The organism is Vibrio sp. Vb0349 (genome assembly GCF_033338975.1).
This window is the reverse complement of sequence record NZ_JAWOTS010000001.1, coordinates 19,644-41,973: the sequence shown is the minus strand read 5'-3', so window position 1 is coordinate 41,973 and position 22,330 is coordinate 19,644. Positions and strand designations below refer to the sequence as shown.

At 46.8% G+C, this 22,330-nt stretch carries 24 protein-coding genes; 11 read left to right on the top strand and 13 right to left on the bottom strand.

Features of this window, described 5'->3' with window-relative positions; genetic code table 11:
• Positions 1-12: 12 nt before the first annotated feature.
• A complete protein-coding gene (locus R7Q47_RS00230; RefSeq protein WP_213969204.1) occupies positions 13-786 on the bottom strand; it encodes a siderophore-interacting protein in 774 nt (257 codons plus the stop codon).
• Positions 787-963: 177 nt separating this feature from the next.
• Positions 964-1,548 (bottom strand): LysE family translocator, encoded by a 585-nt coding sequence (locus R7Q47_RS00225; RefSeq protein ID WP_062730858.1) that lies wholly within the window; start codon positions 1,546-1,548, stop codon positions 964-966.
• A gap of 114 nt (positions 1,549-1,662) precedes the next feature.
• Between R7Q47_RS00225 and R7Q47_RS00220 the strand changes: the two genes are divergently transcribed.
• On the top strand, positions 1,663-2,103 hold the full coding sequence (locus R7Q47_RS00220) for an Lrp/AsnC family transcriptional regulator (RefSeq protein ID WP_005482841.1): 441 nt from the start codon (positions 1,663-1,665) through the stop codon (positions 2,101-2,103).
• A 214-nt stretch (positions 2,104-2,317) separates the two neighbouring features.
• Positions 2,318-3,496, top strand: a complete 1,179-nt coding sequence (locus R7Q47_RS00215) for a lytic polysaccharide monooxygenase (protein ID WP_318088460.1) — start codon at positions 2,318-2,320, stop codon at positions 3,494-3,496.
• Positions 3,497-3,612: 116 nt separating this feature from the next.
• Here the strand turns inward: R7Q47_RS00215 and R7Q47_RS00210 are convergent, their stop codons facing one another.
• Genes R7Q47_RS00210 through R7Q47_RS00200 form a run of 3 tightly spaced genes read right to left on the bottom strand, consistent with a single transcriptional unit; the run spans position 3,613 to position 5,243 of the window.
• The gene (locus R7Q47_RS00210) at positions 3,613-4,233 is read right to left on the bottom strand and encodes an HAD-IB family hydrolase (protein ID WP_171345008.1); all 621 of its coding nucleotides are present in this window, start codon (positions 4,231-4,233) and stop codon (positions 3,613-3,615) included.
• Positions 4,234-4,271: 38 nt separating this feature from the next.
• The gene (locus R7Q47_RS00205; protein WP_047725283.1) at positions 4,272-4,583 is read right to left on the bottom strand and encodes a cupin domain-containing protein; all 312 of its coding nucleotides are present in this window, start codon (positions 4,581-4,583) and stop codon (positions 4,272-4,274) included.
• A gap of 9 nt (positions 4,584-4,592) precedes the next feature.
• A complete protein-coding gene (locus tag R7Q47_RS00200) occupies positions 4,593-5,243 on the bottom strand; it encodes a Qnr family pentapeptide repeat protein (protein WP_318088458.1) in 651 nt (216 codons plus the stop codon).
• Between the two features lie 495 nt (positions 5,244-5,738).
• On the opposite strand from R7Q47_RS00200, the gene ompW reads away from it, so the two are divergent.
• The 3 genes from ompW to R7Q47_RS00185 all read left to right on the top strand — a co-directional run bounded on the left by ompW (position 5,739) and on the right by R7Q47_RS00185 (position 9,107).
• The gene (ompW, locus tag R7Q47_RS00195) at positions 5,739-6,380 is read left to right on the top strand and encodes an outer membrane protein OmpW (protein WP_017634373.1); all 642 of its coding nucleotides are present in this window, start codon (positions 5,739-5,741) and stop codon (positions 6,378-6,380) included.
• A gap of 214 nt (positions 6,381-6,594) precedes the next feature.
• Complete coding sequence (locus tag R7Q47_RS00190) at positions 6,595-7,620, top strand: HlyD family secretion protein (RefSeq protein ID WP_318088456.1); 1,026 nt, start codon at positions 6,595-6,597, stop codon at positions 7,618-7,620.
• Positions 7,617-9,107: an MDR family MFS transporter gene (locus tag R7Q47_RS00185; protein WP_033907201.1), complete on the top strand. Its 1,491-nt coding sequence runs from the start codon at positions 7,617-7,619 to the stop codon at positions 9,105-9,107. The genes R7Q47_RS00190 and R7Q47_RS00185 overlap by 4 nt, the downstream gene beginning before the upstream one ends.
• Before the next feature lie 96 nt (positions 9,108-9,203).
• Here R7Q47_RS00185 and R7Q47_RS00180 read toward each other — a convergent pair whose 3' ends face one another.
• Positions 9,204-9,449, bottom strand: coding sequence for a Rho-binding antiterminator (locus tag R7Q47_RS00180; protein WP_005374351.1), 246 nt, complete (start codon positions 9,447-9,449; stop codon positions 9,204-9,206).
• Between the two features lie 180 nt (positions 9,450-9,629).
• Here R7Q47_RS00180 and R7Q47_RS00175 point away from each other — a divergent pair, with 180 nt between their 5' ends.
• Positions 9,630-10,766, top strand: coding sequence for an MBL fold metallo-hydrolase (locus R7Q47_RS00175; protein ID WP_154204126.1), 1,137 nt, complete (start codon positions 9,630-9,632; stop codon positions 10,764-10,766).
• Between the two features lie 76 nt (positions 10,767-10,842).
• Here the strand turns inward: R7Q47_RS00175 and R7Q47_RS00170 are convergent, their stop codons facing one another.
• From R7Q47_RS00170 to R7Q47_RS00150, 5 genes are all read right to left on the bottom strand, one after another.
• Positions 10,843-11,268 (bottom strand): VOC family protein, encoded by a 426-nt coding sequence (locus tag R7Q47_RS00170; RefSeq protein WP_005383293.1) that lies wholly within the window; start codon positions 11,266-11,268, stop codon positions 10,843-10,845.
• A gap of 175 nt (positions 11,269-11,443) precedes the next feature.
• Positions 11,444-11,929: a VOC family protein gene (locus tag R7Q47_RS00165; protein WP_005374344.1), complete on the bottom strand. Its 486-nt coding sequence runs from the start codon at positions 11,927-11,929 to the stop codon at positions 11,444-11,446.
• A gap of 139 nt (positions 11,930-12,068) precedes the next feature.
• The gene (locus R7Q47_RS00160; protein ID WP_017634368.1) at positions 12,069-12,398 is read right to left on the bottom strand and encodes a DUF4144 domain-containing protein; all 330 of its coding nucleotides are present in this window, start codon (positions 12,396-12,398) and stop codon (positions 12,069-12,071) included.
• A gap of 24 nt (positions 12,399-12,422) precedes the next feature.
• Positions 12,423-12,959, bottom strand: a complete 537-nt coding sequence (locus tag R7Q47_RS00155; protein ID WP_005383296.1) for a DUF924 family protein — start codon at positions 12,957-12,959, stop codon at positions 12,423-12,425.
• Positions 12,960-13,028: 69 nt separating this feature from the next.
• The gene (locus R7Q47_RS00150; protein WP_154204127.1) at positions 13,029-14,876 is read right to left on the bottom strand and encodes a M3 family metallopeptidase; all 1,848 of its coding nucleotides are present in this window, start codon (positions 14,874-14,876) and stop codon (positions 13,029-13,031) included.
• A gap of 276 nt (positions 14,877-15,152) precedes the next feature.
• On the opposite strand from R7Q47_RS00150, the gene R7Q47_RS00145 reads away from it, so the two are divergent.
• The gene (locus R7Q47_RS00145) at positions 15,153-15,515 is read left to right on the top strand and encodes a hypothetical protein (RefSeq protein WP_017634365.1); all 363 of its coding nucleotides are present in this window, start codon (positions 15,153-15,155) and stop codon (positions 15,513-15,515) included.
• Between the two features lie 70 nt (positions 15,516-15,585).
• Here the strand turns inward: R7Q47_RS00145 and R7Q47_RS00140 are convergent, their stop codons facing one another.
• On the bottom strand, positions 15,586-15,759 hold the full coding sequence (locus R7Q47_RS00140; protein WP_005374332.1) for a hypothetical protein: 174 nt from the start codon (positions 15,757-15,759) through the stop codon (positions 15,586-15,588).
• A 234-nt stretch (positions 15,760-15,993) separates the two neighbouring features.
• On the opposite strand from R7Q47_RS00140, the gene R7Q47_RS00135 reads away from it, so the two are divergent.
• From R7Q47_RS00135 to R7Q47_RS00125, 3 genes are all read left to right on the top strand, one after another.
• Complete coding sequence (locus tag R7Q47_RS00135) at positions 15,994-17,136, top strand: sugar diacid recognition domain-containing protein (protein WP_005374330.1); 1,143 nt, start codon at positions 15,994-15,996, stop codon at positions 17,134-17,136.
• Between the two features lie 158 nt (positions 17,137-17,294).
• Positions 17,295-18,647: a GntP family permease gene (locus R7Q47_RS00130; RefSeq protein ID WP_021452774.1), complete on the top strand. Its 1,353-nt coding sequence runs from the start codon at positions 17,295-17,297 to the stop codon at positions 18,645-18,647.
• A 16-nt stretch (positions 18,648-18,663) separates the two neighbouring features.
• Positions 18,664-19,800, top strand: coding sequence for a glycerate kinase (locus tag R7Q47_RS00125; protein WP_017634361.1), 1,137 nt, complete (start codon positions 18,664-18,666; stop codon positions 19,798-19,800).
• Positions 19,801-19,895: 95 nt separating this feature from the next.
• Here the strand turns inward: R7Q47_RS00125 and R7Q47_RS00120 are convergent, their stop codons facing one another.
• Positions 19,896-21,332 (bottom strand): PLP-dependent aminotransferase family protein, encoded by a 1,437-nt coding sequence (locus tag R7Q47_RS00120; RefSeq protein WP_171345574.1) that lies wholly within the window; start codon positions 21,330-21,332, stop codon positions 19,896-19,898.
• Positions 21,333-21,424: 92 nt separating this feature from the next.
• Here R7Q47_RS00120 and R7Q47_RS00115 point away from each other — a divergent pair, with 92 nt between their 5' ends.
• Positions 21,425-22,324, top strand: coding sequence for a DMT family transporter (locus tag R7Q47_RS00115; RefSeq protein WP_017634359.1), 900 nt, complete (start codon positions 21,425-21,427; stop codon positions 22,322-22,324).
• Positions 22,325-22,330 lie beyond the last annotated feature (6 nt).

Below are 22,330 nucleotides of genomic sequence, written 5' to 3'. Positions count from 1 at the left end.
AGACATGAATCACTATTGGTTGGATTCCGCGTCTTCACGTTTAATCACTTTGTGCCCATCTTCAGACACGCCTTGCTTCCAATAGCTGCTGATGTAGATATTCTCGCGATCGACTTCTTTTTCGTTGCGGAAATATTGGCGCAGCGCGCGCATTGAATCGAACTCACACGCACACCATACCGAAGCGTTACCATCTAACCATTCCAGTTCGCGAACGCTATCAGCCAAGGTTTGCTGTTCAGTTAGCCAAATCAACTCCATGCCTGCTGGCGCGTGTAGGGGTTGGATGTCGTCTGGAGACATCACGCTGATCACAGCGTAGCCTTTGGCCTCTTCTGGCAGCGTACGAATTTTCGCAGAAAGCGCTGGAAGTGCGGTCATATCGGCAGCCATGAAGAACCAATCCGCCTCCGTATTTAAGTTGGAGATGCTACCTGGCCCTACGATGCTGATCGTGTCGCCTTTTTGCGCGGCCATTGCCCAACGTGCGGCAAATCCGCATTGCAGATCTTGCGTTACGTGTCGGACGAAATCCACTTCGATTGAACTGGTTTCTGGATGAAAGCGTCGAATTGTATAGGTGCGCATGATTGGTCGGTCGTCTTCTGACAGGATGCTCAGATCCGCGCCGCCCATATCGTTAAACAGTAATTTGATGTAACTGCCTTCGCAGTCACGAGGAAAGTGGCTCAGCGCCTCACCTTGCAAGGTAATGCGCTGCATGTTTGGAGTGATGGTTTCTGTGTCTGTGACAACAAGCGTTTTAGGTTGAGGCTTCTTTTTCATTGTTACTTTACTCGATAATTATTCTCTTTCTCATTTAAAGATTATCAAGTTCCCTAACAAGAGGGTAGCGTCTTTAAACAAATTTACACTGTGAATTAACGCCAAAGCCTCAAGCAAAATGCAGTATCTGTCCTTTCCCAATTACGTAAAGTGAGTCGTTTTTAACCCCAAATAGACTTATATCATTGGAATCGTAGACAAAAGCAACAGCGCAGCCATGCTGTAGTTGAACCCCTTAACGCGTTTATCGGTGGTCAACCAACGCTGCAATTGCATACCTGCCGCCGTCCAAAATGTTACCGATGGCAAGTTAGCTAAGCAGAAGATACCGGCGATAAAAGTCAGTTCGAGCCATGCACCGCCACTGCTGTATACCGTAATGGCCGTCAACGCCATCGACCAACCCTTCGGGTTCACCCATTGGAATGCGACAGCCCCTAAAAAAGACATTGGGCGAAAATCGTGTTTTGCTTCGGTTTTGTCGCTGGTGGCGATTTTGTACGTCAAGTACAGCAAATAACTCAAGCTCAACACTTTCAAAATGGAGTGTGTAATTGGATATGCGTGGAACAGGCTCATCAAGCCAATGCCCACCAAAATTAGCATGGCACCAAAGCCAAAGGTAATGCCCAACATATGTGGGATAGTGCGTTTAAAGCCGACATTTGCCCCTGAGGTCATCAACATAATGTTATTGGGACCCGGCGTAAAAGTGGAGACAAAAGCGAACAACGCCAAAGCGCCCAGTTGATGATATTCCATAGATTGTTCCTTGAATCAGTTCTCGATAAGTTGAGAACAACTATAAGTAGAACTGAGGTCAATATTGTGCTTTTATTTGATGATTAGAAACTAAATAAGCAATGAAACATCATGATGGATAGATTTGACGAAAGAATATTGCAAGTGCTCAAACGAGACGGAAGAATCTCCAATGTGGAGCTGTCGGAACGCGTTGGTTTATCTCCATCTGCAACCTTACGCCGAGTGCAAGATTTAGAGCGTAAAGGCGTGATCAAAGGCTACCGAGCAGTACTGGATAATCAGCAACTTGGCGTGGGTTTTGTCGCTTATGTGTCGATTGGTTTGGCCTCGCACTCTAAGCAGGCACAGCTGGGTTTCGAAGAGCATGTGCGTTTTGTAAACGAGGTGGTGGAATGTCACAACATCACTGGTGCGAACGAGTATTTGCTGCGTGTGGAAACGCAAGATCTCGCCGCTTATAAAGCGTTTCACGCTGATGTGTTGGGGGAGTGCGAACACGTCAAGTCGATCACAACGATGGTGGTGATGGACACACCAAAAGACGAGCGATAGCCAAACGAGAGTGACAGTTTTTGTGGCACATGAATTTGAAGTGACTCGAAAGAGTCAGTCGAGTATGAGAATGGTTCACAACAAATGCTGGAAAGCAGATGGCACTCTTACAATTTCCATATTTATTCTCACCTTCTAAATAATCCCATCCTGCTAGTTTTGCTTAAACCGCTTGTGTTTCAGAGCGGCGAGTCAGCAAAATTAAGGATGAACGATGAAATCACATGTAACACTTCCTCTTTTGAGCTTAAGCGCTGTTGCCGCATTGAGCTCATTTAACGTCAACGCCCACGGCTGGGTAGAATTTCCAAGCGCTCGTCAGAATACGTGTTATTTAGACGGTGGTTTTTGGACCAACGAGATCCCTAACCAAGCGTGTAAAGCGGCTTTTGAAGAATCTGGCGCGTATCCGTTTGTGCAACGCAGCGAAATCGCGGCGAACGTACCAAATTACCGAGATATGGAGCATGTGAAAGCCGTGGTTCGCGACGGTGAACTGTGTTCTGCCGGCGATGCGGCTAAGAAAGGCTTGAACATTCCTTCTCCAAACTGGCAGCGCACCAATGTTACGCCAGATGCAAACAACCAGATTGAATTGGTGTTTTACGGCAAAGCGCCGCACAACCCATCGTACTGGGAATTCTATCTCACCAAGCCAACTTATGATGATTCAAAGCCTCTTACTTGGAGTGATTTAGAGCTGATCGACACCGCAGGTGATGTGTATGTTGATGCGGAAAAACGCTACCGTATTCAGGTGACTTTCCCTGCTGATCGTTCCGGCGATGCGGTGCTTTATACTCGTTGGCAGCGCATTGATGTCGCTGGGGAAGGTTTCTACAATTGTAGTGACATTACGTTAAACGGAACGAGCACGACGCCACCGACTGACCCTGTTGATCCAACCGAACCGGGCAACAATCTGACATCTCTAGGCTACTTTGTTCAGCAAGGTTTTGGGCCAGTAGAAGCGGGTGACACCATTCGTTTCCGTACGTTTAATGCGACAGGCAATGAAATTGTCGATATTTCACTACCAATCAGTGCAAACAATACGGCGACTTGGGCGGCAGAAATTGCGGATCAATTTAATGCGCAGCAAACGGGTGATTGGTACGTGGGCATTTGGCATCAAGAGATGAACCACTACATGTTCGATAGTAACAACGTGAATGCAAACCAAGTATTAGCGCCAAGCGCAGACTTCAGTTACGCGTTGTCACTGATCAAAGCGGATGTCACGCCACCAGCTGAACCAACCAACTTGTGGGACAAGACAGCCGTTTACAACCAAGGTGATGTGGTGACACACAATGGTAAAGAATGGACTGCCCAATGGTGGACGTCTGGTGAGGAACCAGGCACAACGGGTCAGTGGGGTGTATGGCGTTAAGCCATTTATTCGGGCCCTGAACAATAAAACCCTTCTCACATGAGAAGGGTTTGTTTTTTCAGTCTAAAACGACCACTTTGGTTGAGTGGCTGTCTTGAAAATCAGAGCACATATCGTTATTCGCTTGCTCTCCACTCGCTCCAGTTGAGCATCGCGTAGTCTGCCAGTTTTAGCATCGGAATGTCTTCGTGTGTATCACCGTAGGCATAAACAGACGCAAATTCGTCGAGCGAAAACGTGGCCCTAACGCGCGAGACTTTTCTTTCTAAACTGCAATCACCTTGCTGGTAAAAGCCACTCAGTTTTGGCTGTTCTGAGATCAGTTCACTGCACAGCAAGTGGTAACCGTTCGCCTCACACCAAGGCTTGAGATACGCATTGAGTGATGCCGACACCACTACGATGGTATCGCCTCTGTGCTGATGCCACGCCAACCTTTCCATCGCTTCTGGCCGTAAGTACAGCGGGATCACTTCATGGGCAAACTGAGTGCCAATCGCTTCAATTTTCTGCGTTTCTTTCCCTGAAAATGCAATAAAACTGCTGAGAGGACGCATAACACGAGCGGGTAACACTCCGAGTTTGTACAGCGCATAAAATGGCATGATAGCGACCTTTCCTACGCGTTTGCGCAGGCCATAAGCAGAATAGTGGAGGAAAAGGCTAAACATATCCTCTCGGGTGATGGTGCCATCAAAATCAAACAGTGCCAGTGACGGCTTAGTAGTATCGAGCAAATTCAGCGCCTATTTTTTGGTTTAAGATCGTTTTGTGTTTATTGATAAAACACCGCCAACCAGATGGTTTCTTGCGTTGGGTCAGTCCAGCTCACTTTGTGTTTGGTATGAGCTGGAATCGTAACGTGATCGCCTGCCTCAAGTCGTTGCACTACATCTGATTCAAAAGTCAGCTCTCCAGCTCCTTTAAGAACCAAGACCCATTCATGTTCTTCTTGATCGTACCAGCCACTTTCGGGCGAGGTTTGCCCCGTTGAGACAATGCGTTCTATACGCAGGTTTTTGTGGGTCAGCAGGTCTTCGAACACTTCCTCGTCGAGGTTATTCGGTAAGTCTTTAAACAGGTTCATGGCCTTTCCTTAGAGAATGATCAGTCCAAAAGGCTCAAGCAATTGCTCTTGTTGCCAATCACAAATTTTAACACCAAACAGAGAAACGCGGCGAACATCCAGCCCGTCTAGTTCGACATGAGTCAGATCACACTGCTCAACGTTAAAGGTTCCCCATTGTTCTGGCGAGAATTCGCAGCGAGATAAATCCGAGCCTTTGAGAGTTGCCCCTGCGAGGTTCGCACCGTTCCAACGGTTTTCAAAGAGGTCACATTTTTCTAGTAACACTCGCTCGAAGTTACAGTAGGTGAGGTTGCAGCCAGTAATAAAAGCAGAACAGAAAAACATGGTGTTACTGACGCGATTAGCAAAGTTCGCACCTTGGAAGTTTGCCCCTTTGAGATCGCACTTACGCAGCTCCAAGCCCATACAATTTGCGCCGTTAAACAGGCTCATCGCCAACATACAGTTCGTGAAGCTAGCATCTTTTAAGTTCGCGAAGCGAAAACTACACCCTTCTAGCGCTTTGGATTCGATAAAGCGACAGTCGATGAACTTAGCATCGCGCAGATCGGCATGGTCGAAACTGCACATATAAAAGTGGCAGTTTTTAAAGGTGGCATTCTGAAAATCGTGATGAGAAAAGTTTTCTCGTTCAAAAATGAGATCGGTTTTTAACATGTCTTCTCCTTAGCTGCGAGCAGACTAGCACTCCAAGTGACTGATTTTCCAGAAAAATAACTTCTTGTATTTCAGTGTTTTACAAACCCCTCAAATCGCGATTTTAAGGGGGCAAACGAGCGTTTTAAGTGGGTTGTTTTTTGAAAATAGAAGACGTAGAGGAAGAAAAAAGTTTTTGCTGGCTACGAGCCTTAGCGAGAGGATTCGTGTTTTTGAGTAAGCATGGCTTCTCACACGCACAGTTTGCATTACAGAATTGTATCCGATTTGCATAATTTGTTGATCGGTATGGCGTTTCTCTATACAAAAAACCTATATTTTTCACAAATTGATTTCCATCAAAATAGTAGGGTTTCTATGTGCTAGATTGCGCACAGCTCAAAAAGATATAGATACCCGTGTGCTTCAAGGCGCTGAGTTTACTTGAAATCTCAGATCAGTTAGTAGGCACCCCTTTGGGTACGACATAACGAAGCCCTACGAAAGGAAATAAAAATGAAAAAAACAATCTGCAGTCTAGCAGTGGTTGCTGCACTCGTGTCACCAAGTGTTTTCGCTCATAAACAAGGTGACTTCGTTCTTCGTGTTGGTGCGGCGTCTGTCGTTCCAAACGACAGCAGCGATAAGATTCTTGGTTCTCAAGAAGAGTTAGAAGTTGACTCAAATACGCAGCTTGGTTTGACGTTTGGCTACATGTTCACAGACAACATCAGTTTAGAGCTTCTAGCAGCAACACCATTCAGCCACGACATTTCGACAGATTTGGTTGGTAGTGATATCGCGAAAACCAAACATTTACCACCAACGCTAATGGTGCAGTACTATTTTGGCGAGTCTCAAAGTAAGTTCCGTCCATACGTTGGTGCAGGTCTGAACTACACCATATTCTTTGATGAAGATTTCAATAGTACGGGTAAAGGCGCTGACCTGTCAGATTTGAAATTAGATGATTCATTCGGTCTAGCAGCGAATATTGGTGTGGACTACATGATCAACGATCAATGGTTCCTCAACGCCGCTGCGTGGTACGCAAACATTGAGACAGAAGCAACTTATAAAGCAGGTGGAGTGAAGCAAAAAACCGACGTCAAAATTAACCCTTGGGTATTTATGATCAGCGGCGGTTACAAGTTCTAAGAAAAACCAGTAGTTACACGCACATTACTATTATTGGCATGACTTTGGGGGCGGTTACGGGGACTGCCCCTCTTTTTTATCCTCGTTTTGATTGCACATCATTTACTCCACTTAGCAACATGCAAAATTGGATCTTTACCTTGCAGATCATTTTATTGTCGGAAGATCGAAAAGTCCTACACTGATCACATAATTGAACAAGTGGACAATATAAATGAGCGACGACATCGCAAAGCATTCCTCCTCCAGATCTAAGCTGGTAAAAACTCTTTTCTTTACTCTCTGTGTTATCGCATTTGGTGCGATGTATTGGTCTTGGCAGTATTCAGACAGTCACCCAAGCACAGAAGATGCCTATGTTAGGGCAAAAATTTTGTCGGTAGCGCCTCAGGTAAAAGGCCAAGTGGTTTCTGTAGATGTCAAAGACTTCCAATCTATTAACAAAGGTGACCTACTGCTGAAGATAGATTCACGCCCATATTTGTTGGCAGTGAAGCAAGCAAAAGCGGCATACCAATTGGCGGTCCAGCAACATGACGTTGCCGATAAGCAGGTAACTGAAGCTGTTGCGGGCTTAGATGCGGCGCGCTCTAACCTGATAGAAGCGCAAGTAGAGTACAAACGTACGGATTCCCTAGTGAAACGCAAACTGGCGTCGGACCAAGATTTAGATACTGCAAAAAACAAACTAGCCAATGCCCAAGCGAGCCTGGAGCAAGCGCGCGCGACGGTAGAAAAAGCCATTGCGAACCGTGGTGAAGAAGGCGCAGAGGCTGCGGTTGTTCGACAAGCGGCAGCACAGTTAGCGCAAGCAGAGCTGAACTTGAGCTACACCGACATTACGTCACCAGTGGATGGCATTGCCGGTGAGATCAATACGCACGTAGGCTCGGTTGTTAGCGTGGGTCAAACGCTGTTCCCTGTGATTTTAAAAGACAGCTATTGGGTACGCGCGAACTTTAAAGAAACCGATCTTACTCACATCAAACCTGGTATGCATGCGGATGTGGTGATTGATATGTACCCAGACGTGGTGTGGAAAGCAACGGTAGAGCAGCTGTCGCCTGCGAGTGGTACATCGTTCTCCTTGATGCCACCAGAAAACGCAACGGGTAACTGGGTTAAAATCAAACAGCGTTTCCCTGTACGTTTGGCATTAGAAGTACCGGCCGATGCGCCGCAACTTCGCGTGGGTGCGAGCTCAGAAGTCACCATTGATTTGCAAAGTCGCGTGCAATGAGCCACCAAATTACGGCAGACAAACGGGGAATTGCCACCGTCGCCGTGATGCTTTCTGCCATCATGGTGTTAATCGATATGACCGTTGCGAACGTGTCGCTATCGCACATGATGGGCGCGCTGGGCGCAACGGCAGACCAAATTACTTGGGTGCTGACGGGTTACAGCATGGCGGAAGCGATCTTCATTCCGATGACCAGTTTCTGGGTGTCGCGCTTTGGTGAACGCAAAGTCATGCTGGTTGCCGTGGTCGGTTTTGTGATTGCCAGTGCGCTTTGTGGGCAAGCACAGTCTCTTGAAGAGATGGTGCTATTTCGCATTATCCAAGGCGCTTTCGGCGCGTCGGTGATTCCATTGGCGCAGTCGACGTTAGTGCAGATTTATCCGTATGAGCAAAAAGGCAAAGCGATGGCGATTTTCTCCATCGGCATTTTGCTTGGTCCTATTTTGGGCCCAGTTGTGGGTGGTGTGATCACCGACAACATTAACTGGCGCTGGATTTTTTACATCAACTTGCCATTCGGTTTGATCTGTACCTCTTTGATTTATCGCTATATCCATATCGATAACAAATCCAAACCTAACTTTGACTGGTGGATCATCGGTTACATGGCGTTAGGTGTGGGCGCGTTGCAGTTTGTGTTGGATAAAGGGAATGAAGACGACTGGCTCGACTCACGTATGATTCAGACGGCGATATTGCTCGCAGTCATGGGATTGGTGATGTGGATCTATCGCAGTTGGAAAACCAAAAGTCCAATAGCGCCATTGTGGCTACTGAAAGACCGAAACCTTATGGTCTCGTCATTGATGATTGCCGTGGTGTCGATGGCGATGTTTGGTCTGACGACTCAACAACCAATGCTGTTGGAAAGCTTGCTGGATTATCCGGTCTCAACCACTGGTTTATTAATGGCACCGCGAGGGTTGGCGTCGGCGGCGATGTTGATTTTGGTGATTAAGCTCAATCCGCAATTCGATCCCAGAATCAAAATAGTCTTTGGCTTGAGCTGCATCGGGATTGGTAGTTATTTGATGACGCAATACTCACTGCAGATCGATACATTTTGGATTGTGATGCCGAGTATGATTCAGGGGATGGGGCTTGGTTTAACCTTCTCGACGCTATCCACCTTGGCGTATTTAACGATTCCGAAAGAGCAATCTGTTGCGGCGGCGAGTATTTACAATCTGTTCCGTACCATTGGTAGTTCGTTTGGTATCTCTATCGCCACCACGTTCCAATATCGTGATAGTCAGCAGCAATGGCATGCGCTGGGAGAGGGTATTAATCCTTATAATCCTAACTTGCATGACTGGGCGGCCAATCAGGGGCTTTCTATTACCGACCCGGTTGCGTTAGACCAATACCAACAGATGTTGCAGCAGCAATCGCAAATGGTCGCGTTTGTGCACACCTTCCAGCTTGTGGGAGTGATGTTCGTGATCATGATGCCGATGCTGGTTTTCATTCGGTCGCGTGAATAACATGAAGTTCCGGTGAATAGTGTAAGAGAACGCCTCCCAAGTTGTGTCAGCTTGAGAGACGTTTTTTATTGGACAGTGCCAGTGAAAGAAGGACGTTTACTCAAACGTCACTTCGTCAAAATGTGGATTGGTTTTGAGCGCGCGCATTGCGACTAATTGTTCAGTCGGGAAGGCGGTGTGCTCACCATCCATATCTAAAAACAAGCACTCTTGTCGCTGCATGTCGTAGCCTGTGTCGAACGCGTTGCCCTGATGAGTTTCACCATTTTTTAGTGTGATCTCGATAGGGAGCTTAAACATACAGGCGATTTCAATAAAATCGTATTGGCTGCAAGTCACCATAGTTTTCTCCTTTCAAACCGACGCAGTATTCAGAAGGTTTGAGAACCGTATCCTTAAATAGAAGACGTTTGATTGAAACTGAATCTTCATCTTACACCTCATTTTGGTCACGAAATAGACATACACGCACGTTTTAATAAACCTACTGTTGAGCGTTCACAAGCGAGACAAAATAACGATATGTCTGAGACGATACTTAAGCGCACATACCTAACGAGTGAACAAAAGACACAAAAGCCAAGTTCACTGATTCCGCCTCAAACCTACCATGCGCAGTTGGCGCACCGTGTTCACCACTCGCCTCAATTTGAAAACGGCCGCGTTAAAAACGAGATGCCAAATGTCCCTAGTCCGCAATCATTCTGGCAGGTGTGTTGGAGTTATCTTGGTGGTAGAACGCCGTTGAGCCCTAACGAACATCTGCCACATTCCCCAATTCAACCTACGCAGTTTGCGCAGCGAAGTGAATCGATGCGCCTTACTTGGCTGGGCCATTCCACCATGCTGGTGGAGGTCGATGGCATTCGAATTCTGACTGATCCGGTATTTGATTACGCTTCTCCGTTCATCGCAAAAGCGTGGTTTGAACGCAATATTCCCAATACCCATGCCAGAGATTGTTTGCCGATTCCTGAAATTATCGTGATTTCGCACGATCATTACGACCATTTAGAAGCATCGACCATACGTTTCTACGCCGATAAACCCGTGACGTTTTATGTACCCTTAGGGGTTGGCAAGCATCTGATAAAGTGGGGCGTTTGCGCAGACAACATCGTGGAATTCGATTGGTGGGATAGCGTGCACTATGCTGGAATCGAACTGATTTGTACGCCTGCTAACCATAATTCGGGTCGTACTTATTTCGATAAAAACGCGACCCTGTGGGCTTCTTGGGTCATCAAAGGAAAAGAAGAGACGCTCTATTTTAGTGGCGATTCAGCTTACGATTCGCATTTTTCCGAGATCGCACTGCGATGTGGACCAATCGACATTGCCTGTTTGGAAGTGGCTGCCGATGTGAAAGGCCAAGGTTATCCGGTCGAAAACTGGGGGCACATGCAGGCTCATCATACCGTGCAAGCGTTTCGCGATTTAAATGCGAAAAAACTGCTGCCAGTACATTGGGCTACATACGAGCTATTTACTCACCGTTGGGACGAACCGATTTTAGATTTGCTTGCCCATTGTCAAAAAGAACATATAACGCTGCTGACGCCAATGCCGGGGGAGAGTTTTTACGTTCATAAAAAACAGATAAATAAACAGTGGTGGCGAGAAAAAGAAATAGGTGATCCAGCTAGAGTTTTGACTTAATAATATGTTCTTACTTCAACAATTATTTTAGAAATTAACCTTGTTATTTTCAGAATATAACAAGGTTTTTACTCGCTTACTCATCAATCACTTGAGGTTTTAACTCGACGACATTTCCTTCCGGATCATGAATATAGAGTGAGCGACCGAATCCTTGTGCGCCGTAGCGTTTCGCAAACTCTTCGGTTTCAATGCCGTTCGAACGCAGATATTCCAGTAATTCATCCTCGGAAAAAGGCGCCAATTGCAGGCAAAAATGGTCAATATTACGACCATTTTGAACTGGTGGCTTACCGCCGAGTTGGCCCAATTCGCTGTCTACCGTCACTACATCAATCAATGCGTTACCTGCCCTAAGTTGAGTTAAACCAAGTTCCGTTACTTCGCGTTCGACAGGGCAGCCCAAAATGTCTCGATAGAAATGCAACATAGCATCGAGGTTACAGGTCCTTAAAACAATATGATCAAGCGCTTTGATGGCGATTGGATTTTTGGTGGGCATACTTCACTCCTTTTTGCATTGTGTTGAGGTAAGTATAAAGTGACCTTAAAAGTGGTGAGAGAAATGATCAAATTCCAGATGTTTTTTTGCTAGAGCGAGTGCAGAAACACTGCAACTCAAAGCAAACAAAAAAAGGCTAGCGTATTGCTAGCCTTTTGGAATATGGATGGGGCTATTACTCGTAATCAGAAGCGTAAGTTTCTTCGTAAGTGTGTGAGTAAAGCTCGAATAGGTTGCCGAATGGGTCTTCTAGGTAAACCATTTTCGCAGGCTTATTATCGTCTTCTGGGTGGTAACGCATGATGTCCATGCGAACTTTGCCACCTAGTGCTTCGGTGCGTTTGATAGCACCTTCAAAATCGTCTGTCTGCAAACAGAAATGGAAGATACCGATGCGAGAAAAATCCACTTCATGGCGCTCTTGACGCTCTTTCATTTCGAATAACTCAAGGCCGATGCCATCACTTGTCACAAGGTGCGCAATGTTGAAGCCTTTAAAGCCTTCCCCAAAGACCGCAATACACATTCTGCCAATTGCCGTTTCGCGTTCTTCAATCACTTTCGTGTTGCCCATAACGACTTTTAGACCTAGCGCTTGCGTGTAAAACTCAACCGCTTTGTCCATATCTCCGACCATAATACCGACATGATTCATTTTCATTTGTTTGCTCCCAACATGTGTGTTTGAACGTTGTCTTGTTTCGATGTGGGAGAGTATATGGCGTGATGTTGATTACATGAAATTATCATAAATTATAAAAATGATAATTTTATTTAATGCTGTGAATGTTGGGATTGAGTTAGTGAGCTAAGGCCTCAACAGCTTGCCTCACCGAGGTGAAATGAATCTTGATAATGCACCGTTGCGCGAGGCTGAATTCATGCGATTGGATTAATGACGTAACCTCTTCTACGGACAGCGTTCGTTCTTTTAGATGTAAAAGAGTGGTGTTCGAACCATTGTTTTTCAATTCAAACGTGTTGCCATTTGAGTCAATAACGTAATCATCTTGCCCAAAAATGAGGGCTTCGCATTCAGAGTCTAAGTCGGACTGGGAATGCGTGTAGATCAGCTCATCGTCGCCGTCTAGTTTTAGCAAGCATGGCCAGCATACTGCGTGGTCTCTCATGGTTAACTCATTATTCATTGTTATTTAGAAACTTGACCCAGGTTGTTGCAAAAACGCTAACTCTTCGGGAGTGCTCTTTCTTCCCAGTATCGCATTGCGATGAGGATAGCGCCCAAACTGGTCGATGATGGCTTTGTGTTTTAGCTCAAAATCGTAGTTATTTTCAAGCCCTGATGCGCGAAACAATTTTTCAGCTTCGACATGAATGAGGCGAGATTCGCTATGCATAAATGGCATGTACAAAAAACTTAGCTGCTCAGGCGCTAATTCTTTGTCGTGACCTAACCGAATTGCCTCTTGAGCCAATGCTAATGCGAGTGGGTCTTGTGCAAACGCTTTTGGGGTGTTGCGATACACATTACGTGAAAACTGGTCGAGGACGATGATTTCGGCCAATCGTCCTTGTGCGCTGTCACGCCAATTAAACAGTTCACAACGAGCGGCTTGTTCTAATACCGAGGCAAATCGCGATGCAATACGCTTGTCCAGTTCTGGGTTGTTTTCAAACCAATTTTGGGGCGATAGCTCCTCGAACCAAAATTTGATGACTTCTTGGTACATGGATCTTCCTTCCTATTGCATTAGCTAAAGAATAAAAAGCCAGAAGGCGAGCTCCTGGCTTTCTGCGTGTTATCGACCGTAAGTCTCTACGATGTAACGTTCAAAATCGTCACACATTTGTTCGTCAGAGATGGTGTTGCTTGCCAGCTCTTTACTGCCGTCGACGACTTTAATCGCGGCGTTCAGTGAAGCGACTGATGCTCGTTCTCGCGTCGCAAGTGAGTCGATTTTCTTCTGCTGCACTTCCCATGCCTGTTCTGGCGACAGGTTACACACGTCTGCAAGGTATTTGGCATTGAAGCCTTCGCCAGTCAGGCTGACAATGGTTTCGTTGTGCGACAAGTGATTGCCTGCGTGCCAGTAGTGTTTTGCCAGCAGTGGGCCAATTTCTGGGTTATCCGTCAGGTAACCAAACTTCTCAAGGAAGTATGCACGGGTCTGATACACCGCCATGTGCGCGAGTAGATAACCTTGATACGCACAAGCTGCTTCGTCGGATAGCAAATGTGGAATCGCCATCAGTGGGCGAGGGCTGCATTCCAAACCAAGGATCTGTTTTTCACAATCGCGAGCGAGCTTAGTGATGCGCTCTGGCGTTAACTCGTCATCGCTCAATTGATACAACGCGCGCTCAAAATATGGCACAACCAAGATGCTACGTTCTTCATAAGCTTTGAATGGCTGACGGCTGTTGATCATTGCTTGAATAATCTCATCAGGCACAGAATTCCCTTCATCATCCAGTGCGTACTGTTTTAGCCAATCGGCATCGGTTAACAGGCTATCACAGAACATCGACTGAGTTTCTGCATAAGCCATTGACGTCGGCGCAAACTCCTGCGAGAAACAAGGCGCGTTCATTTTTACGTTCGCAAAGTGTGCTGCGTGGCCGCCTTCGTGGAACAGCGTGTTAATGCCATCGTAGCCGCTGCCCACTTGGTCTGGTTTGGCATTACTGGTGAAGTTCACCTGCGCTGCGACCCATTCGCCTTGATTATAGAAAGAAGGAATAGGGCCGTGGCAGAACCCATTCGGGTACTTACCTTTGCGATCTAGTAAATCCAGCGTTAGCGTCGCACCAGAGTACTCAATATTTAGGCGACCAAATGATTCTACCCAGCGTCTCAGAGATTTTGAGAACGGCACGTATGGGTCAAGGTCACGCATAACGTCACCCGCGAATGAGTAAACAAAGTTGTAGCCTGCTAGTGCGCTTGCGCCTTTCTCTTTCGCCAAGTTTTCTAAGCTGTTTAGATGCGCATCTCGCGTGCGTTGTTCGAAATCTTCCAAAATCTCGAATAGCTGTTCAGAGCTCATCTTTTCCGTTTTTTGCACGGAGTAATCAAAGAAAGTCGCATAACCGAGTGAGCGAGCGAACTGGTTGCGTAGTTTGATCAGTTCTATAAAGCCGTTTTGCAGTAGCCATTGTTCAAGGTTCAGCAACGCTTGATGAGCCGATTGGCGAACTTCTTCATGATTGTTGGTGCGAATGGTTGAGCTCAATACTGGCAGTGAACCTTCCACTTGCTCGCCGTTTTCATCGGTAAACGTTTGTACGTGGTTCTGTTTTTTCTCGAACAGCTCAGCTTCAAAGGCAATGAGCTGATTTTTCAACGCTTGTGCCTTTTCGCCCTCGATTGCGTGAGATTCAAACATCGCCAGCCAACCAGAAAGACCCGTAATGGTTTGCTGTTTCTCTTGTGGGTCGGTAATTGGGTCCGCGGCTTCAAGCTGTTGTTTGATGGCAGTAATTTGCTCGGCGTTGCTTAAAAAGCTTGTCCATGCGGTTTGTGCTTGCGTCGAGCCATCATGGTCATCGCTGATCCCCATGTAAGTTTCCCAAAAGAAATCTTCTTTGGTGCGGTGAATCGCAAGGTAACGTTGATTGAGGTCGTTGAGATAATCCGTTGCGGTCATTTTGATCCTTCAAATGGTTTCGTTATGTAGACAGTTGATTATTGCACGCTTGGCCGCGAGAAAGGAACGCTAATCTCATTTGTCGATTTTGCATCGCGTAAAGGTGATTTTACTATTTGTTTACATTTGGGTGGGTTAATAGGAGTTCTGAGCTTGCAGTGTTAAGACTGGTATGGAGTTTACAGTTTATTAAGTAATTAATCTGCGGTGCGCTATCGATGATCCTTATCAGGTGTAATAAGATTTCCATATCGTGGCGATACAGTTGGAAACGATATGATAAATAAGACAAAAGTTACGTTATTGGCGGTAGGTACGATTTTAGTTGGATGTTCCACAGTCGCGCCACCAAGAAATGATGCGGTTGAAAGCATTCAACAAAAGTGTTCTGTGATTTTAAGCAATGATGTTGCGGGCGACCAGCGCTGGCAGACGTACAACGGCTTGCTTGTAGAATATGCCGTGCATGGCGTTAAGAGTCAGGCACAACTGGAACGTTTTGAAGCGTTTGTGCAGAGAGTGCAAGATGATGAGTCTGGACAGTTAGTTACAGAGTTGATTGAGGTCACCGACTGGGGATGCTCAAACGGCAATTATCTAGAAGAGATGAGCTTGTTTATTCAAGAAGTTCAAAAGTAAAAAACCGAGCGTTAAGTCGCTCGGTTTTTCTGTTTGTGGAACGCTTTTGTGCGCTGGCTCATCAGGACGTTTACTCCTCTGGATACTCGCCCATACCTTGCGTTTTACCTTCCGCTTTCCAATGCTCTCCAGGAGCAAATGCTTCATCGCATAAATCTACGGTGTAGCCCATTTCTGTGATTTCCTTCAAAGTGAGGTTATCAGCAATATTTGCAACTTCCCCCGATTTATTCCGTAACTCCATGTTGATCTCTCCTCTGTAGGTAGACGAGTGGCATCAATGCACAGTGAAGAATGCATTGGTAACCTTTGTTCTAAGTATATAACCCGCTGCTAAAAATGAAGGTTTAATCCACTTTTTAAATATGGGTAATTGGATAATGCTTTGAGCTGCTTCCGTTATTTAGAACCGCAGCATCGCGATAGTTTGCCATTTGTGATTTATTGAGTGATTAAACGGTCAATTTGGAAACTCGAAATGGTGATTCTCGACCACGCTTTAGCACAACAAATTGTTGATCGAACCATGTCCATCATTGGTCACAATGTGAATGTGATGAACTCGGCAGGCATCATCATTGGCAGTGGCGACCCTAAACGTGTTGGGCAAGTGCATGATGGCGCGGTACTGGCGCTGAATCATGGCGATTCGCTAGAGCTTAATGAGCAGCAATGTTTGACGTTGCAGGGTGTCAAACCCGGTATCAATATGTTGTTGAAATTACATGGCGACGTGGTCGGTATTGTTGGCGTCACAGGCGAGCCGGAGAAAATCCGAGATTTTGCAAAACTGGTTAAAATGACCGCTGAACTGACAATCGAGCAAGCCGCGCTGGTGGAAAAATTTCAGTGGGACAGACGTCATCGCGAAGAGTTTATTCTGGCTTGGATCAATGGGAAATTGACCGATGAAGAGCTGAAAGATTGGGCGATGCGTCTTTCTATCGATGTTACTCAACCACGGGTGGCAACGGTGATTGAAGTCTCGACGCCGTCCGCCTCGAAAAGCATGAAGAGTGTGCGCAATATTGTTGAGCTGCTTGAATACCCAGAGCGTAACAACCTAGTTGCGATTGTCTCAGTGAATGAAATTGTGGTGTTGAAACCGTGTCATTCCGCCAAGCAGTGGGATAGCCAAGTTGAAAGTGAGCGCATTGATAAGTTGATGTCGCGTTTAAGCGATCACGATTCGCATACGTTTCACATTGCGCTAGGGCAGCTGTTTAATGAGCCTAAAGATGTCGCGTTGTCATACCAAAGTGCGAAGCAGGTATTAGCTATTGGCAAGCAGTTCTACCCAGAGAAACGTAAGTACCTGTTCGATGAACTTCGTTTGCCTGTTTTGTTAGCGCCGTTGGCGGATATTTGGCAAGGTGAACAAATTATTGATGGTGTGAAACGGTTGAAAGAGAAAGACAAATCTGGGCAATTATTGAAAACCCTAGATGCACTGTTTGAATGCAATGGCAATGTAACAGAATGCTCTAAAATGCTGTTTATTCACCGGAACACTCTGCGCTATCGGTTAGAGAAAATCACCGAGATAACAGGGCTACCAACAACCAATTTTGTGGGGTTAGCGGAGCTTTATATTGCGACTCGGCTCTCAAAAATGTCGTGATGTTGTGCATTTGCACAATACGCGTTATTTTTTGACCACATCATTTGTCACTCCGCCTAAAGGAATTCGAAAGCAAACGATTAATAATTCATGCGTCCCTACATGTTGAGTGAGCCAACACGGACTCGCTCAGCAAAATAAGAATAAATGGAGTTATCATGAACCTTATATTAATCCTGCTCGGGGTGATCGCATTTATTGTGCTCACGACCACCAAATTCAAATTACATCCCTTTTTAGCGCTGATCATCGCGGCGTTCCTTGCGGCATTTGCTTACGGCTTACCGGCAGATAGCATTGCCAAAACCATTGCTTCTGGCTTTGGCGGCATCCTTGGTTACATTGGTTTGGTTATCGTTTTAGGTACCATCATTGGTGTTATTTTGGAAAAAAGTGGTGCGGCGATCACCATGGCCGATACGGTCATCAAAGTGTTGGGTGAGCGTTTCCCAACATTGACCATGAGTATCATAGGTTACATCGTTTCTGTTCCGGTATTTTGTGATTCAGGCTTTGTCATTCTGAACTCGCTCAAAGAATCACTCGCGAAGCGTTTAAAAACCTCAAGCGTTGCGATGAGTGTGGCGTTGGCAACTGGCCTATACGCAACGCACACGTTTGTGCCGCCAACTCCTGGCCCGATTGCCGCTGCGGGTAACTTAGGCCTGGAATCTAACCTTGGTTTAGTGATTGGTGTGGGTGTGTTTGTTGCAGCGGTTGCGGCGTTAGCGGGGATGTTGTGGGCGAACCGATTCCAACATGTTGAACCAGATGGCATTGAAGCCGCAGAGGAAATTCAGCATGATTGGCAAGCACTCAAAGCGTCTTACGGCAAATTGCCAACGGCGAGCCAAGCATTCGCTCCTATTTTTGTTCCAATCTTATTGATCTGTTTTGGCTCTATCGCGAAATTCCCAAGCCTACCGCTGGGCGAAGGTTTTGTGTTTGATGTTCTGACTTTCTTAGGACAGCCACTAACGGCATTGGTGATTGGCCTGTTCCTTTCTGTTCGCCTACTCAAGTCAGACAACAAGATTGAAGAATTTGGCGAGCGAATCAGCCAAGGTATTACGGCTGCTGCGCCTATTCTTTTGATTACCGGTGCTGGTGGCGCATTTGGCGCGGTATTAAAAGCCACGCCGCTAGGTGAATACTTAGGTACGACGCTATCGGCGCTGGGCGTGGGTATTTTCATGCCATTTATCGTTGCGGCTGCGCTAAAGTCGGCGCAAGGTTCATCAACGGTTGCATTGGTGACCACATCGGCTTTGGTTGCGCCTATGCTTACGCAATTGGGGCTCGATTCAGAAATGGGCCGCGTATTAACGGTGATGGCGATCGGTGCTGGTGCGATGACGGTTTCTCATGCAAACGACAGTTTCTTCTGGGTAGTTTCGCAGTTTAGCCGCATGTCGGTGGGCTTAGCGTACCGCGCGCAAACCATGGCTACGCTCGTTCAAGGTGTCACGGCAATGGCATTGGTGTACATTTTGAGCCTCGTTCTCTTATAAGTCTCTGGAAATACGTATGAAAGTGGTAATTGCACCTGATTCATTTAAAGAAAGCTTAACCGCCAAACAAGTGAGCGAGGCGATCAAAACGGGTCTTGCTCGCGTATGGCATGATGCCGAGTTTGTTACGGTTCCGGTCGCAGACGGTGGCGAAGGCACGGTTCAATCTTTGATAGATGCAACTCAAGGCGAACAAGTCTTCACAACAGTGACTGCGCCATTAGGGAATGATGTTGAAGCGTTTTATGGCATCCTCGGCGACGGCGAAACTGCGGTTATTGAAATGGCGGAGGCCAGTGGGCTACACCTTGTGCCGAGTGACGCTCGCGACCCAAAACTGACCAGTAGCATTGGTACCGGACAGCTGATCAAACACGCGCTAGACAGAGGCATTCAACGTTTAATCATTGGTTTGGGCGGCAGCGCTACCAATGATGGTGGCGTGGGCATGTTGACCGCGTTGGGGGTGGCGTTTCTTGATGACTCTGGTCATGCAATTACCCCAAATGGAGGCGGGTTAGCGGCGCTTGCGTCCATCGATATTTCTGGTCTTGACCCTCGTTTAGCAACTTGCGAAGTGTTGGTAGCGTGCGATGTTGATAACCCACTCTGTGGTGACAAAGGCGCGTCGGCTATCTTTGGCCCTCAAAAGGGAGCGACCGTATCAGACGTCACTCAGCTCGATAACGCATTGCGCAAGTTTGGCGAGTTGACGGAACAAGCGACGGGTAAGCATGTACTGACTCGTGAAGGGGCGGGTGCTGCTGGTGGTATGGGCGCGGCCTTGCTCGGGTACACGCCAGCACGTTTGCAACCAGGAATTGAGATTGTGCTTGAAACGGTCAAACTTGCTCAGCATGTTGAGGATGCGGATATCGTATTTACAGGCGAGGGTCGAATCGATCATCAAACCGCACATGGCAAAACGCCGATGGGCGTTGCTCAGGTGGCCAAGCAGTGTAATTTACCAGTCATTGCATTAGCAGGCTGTGTGGGCGACAACTATCAGGCGGTTTATGAGTGCGGTATTGATGCGGTGTTTGCTTGTGTACCAAGGGCGATGAGCTTACCTGAGGCCATGAAAGAGGCCGACGTCAACGTTGCTAATTTAGCCGAAAACGTCGCGAGAATGTGGCAAATTAAGTCGCACTGAAAGCGATGACGATATGAAAAACTCCACCTTTGCGTGGAGTTTTTTGTTGTTACCTGTTTGCGTGTGTCGGCATAAGTTCATTTAGTAAGAGCGAGTTAACAGGCATGCTTTGCTATCAATTTTGCCAGTGTTTGCATCGCGTGACTCCAATCGGTTTCATGACCAAAGTTTGCCACGCTGAGGCGTACGCAATGCCGATATTGCCCTTGAGTGCCAAATACGGTGCCGGGAAGTAGGCTGATTCTGTGCTTATTGCATGCTTGATACAACGCATAGCTGTCCGTGTCTTCGGGCAGTCGCAACCAAAGCAAGAACGAACCTTGCACGGCGTTGATCTGGTATCGATTTTTTAGAGGTTCGTATTCATCCAAGTATTGATGAAGCATCTGGATAAATCGGCGCATGTTGTTTTGATAAACCCGACCCATTCGCGCAGTATGCGTTCGATACTTGCCTGACGTTAGAAACGTTGCCACGGCGGATTGCATCAGGTTCAAACTGCCCATGTTCTCACACAGTAGGTATTGCTCAATCTGATCTCGATATCGCCCCGCCAACATCCAACCAATTCTCAAACGCGAATCGAGCGTTTTGGATAACGAATTCACGTAAATTACGCGTTGCTTGTCATCGAGCAATCTCAAGCTTGGTAACGGCTTGTCATAGCTTAACCCGCCAAACACATCGTCTTCGATAATAGGAATATTGCCAGATGCCAAGAGCAATCGCTGGCGCTTTTCTAGCGGCATCATGGCACCAGTTGGATTGGTGAAGTTTGGCGTTACGATGATCGCTTTTATGTCCCATGTCGCCATTGCTTTTGCTAAGGCTTCGGGGCACATACCGTCGCGTGGGCAACTCGGAATTTCCACCACTTTGAGGCCGAGTGATTCTAGCATCAATAAGTTGCCAAAATAGCAAGGGGACTCCACCGCGACGATATCGCCTTTTTGTGTGGTTGCGCGCAGCGCTAGGCTAATGGCTTGTTGCGCGCCGTGCGTCACCATGATCTCATCCAACTTGGCTGGCGTGCCCAAATCTTGTGTGATTTTCGCCAGTTGTTTGATTAAGAGGTGATCACCGGGTGGTAATTGGTAATGGCTCGGTACATGCGTTTGCTGGCGGCTGTGGCGGCCGATCTCGGCGTACAAGCTTTTGATCGCGGGGGAGTCAATGTTTGGGTGGGCAGAACCGGTAGGCAAACGCTCTTGGTATTCAGGATAAGTAAGGATTTCTTTGCAGATCGAGAGCAAATCCACACGAGTCGGATCCGGAATTGAGCGAGAGGTCGGCAAGGCGATTTTAACTCGATAACCCGATTTGGGAACCGAGTACACCAAGTTTTGCGCTTCCAACTCTTGATACGCACGAATCACGGTGTTTTTGCTGACGCTTAATTCTTGGCTCAACGAGCGAATGGAGGGCAGTCGATCATCCGCCTGATAAACGCCATCATTAATGGCTTGTTTGAGGTGTTTTTCCACCACGAGGTACTTATTCCCTTCACCGCTTCCCAATAAATCTGTACCCATAAAAACACTTCCATCTGTCACTTTTTGAAAACACTGTACCTAATTACATTAGCAGTATCTCAAAACATAAAACAAGCGTGAGTGAGGCGATCATGTTAATCCGAGCCATCCCTTTTGTATTTGTCATCCTTTGGGCTTCTGGATTCGTTGGTGCGCGTTTTGGTTTGCAATATGCCGAGCCAGCGACACTACTTTCTATCCGTATGGCATTCAATGTCTTATTGTTTTTGGTTCTTGTGGCGGTATTGCGTAGAAGGTTGCCGACAGGAAAAGATTTTTGGCACAGCTGTGTGGTTGGTGCGTTGATCCACGGTTTCTATCTGGGCGGTACTTATTTCGCTATCGCCTTGGGTATGCCTGCTGGGTTGAGTTCGTTGCTGGTGGGTATTCAACCGATTTTAACCGCGGCTTTGCTGGTGGCGTTTGTTCGTGAGGAATTTAAACCCTCGCAATGGTTGGGTTTGGCTCTTGGTTTTGTCGGTATCGCTATGGTGTTGATGGGCAAAATGGAGTGGCAATCCGAGCAGCATAAAGTGTTGGCCATCGGTTTGTGTTTATTGGCTTTGGTTGGTATCACGCTAGGGACGCTGTATCAGAAAAAACATTGCCAACAAGTGGATATGGTGGGTGGTGCGACGGTGCAATATTTGGCCGCGCTCGTCATGTTTCTGCCCGTTGCGATGCAGTTTGAAACCATGCAAGTGCAGTGGGAACTGGAGTTTATTTTGACTGTGTTGTGGTTGGTCGTCGTGCTCTCTTGTGTAGCTATTCTACTGCTGCTGTACATGGTTAAGAACGGTGCTGCATCGAGCGTAGCTTCTGTATTCTACCTGGTGCCGCCAACGACGGCGATTCAGGCTTGGCTCGCGTTTGGAGAGTCATTTGATTGGATGGGGATTTCTGGTTTCGTACTGGCAGCTACGGCGGTGTATTTGGTGGTTAAAAAGCCGGATCTGACGATAAAGAAATCGATTCAAACAGAATATACCTAAATTGGG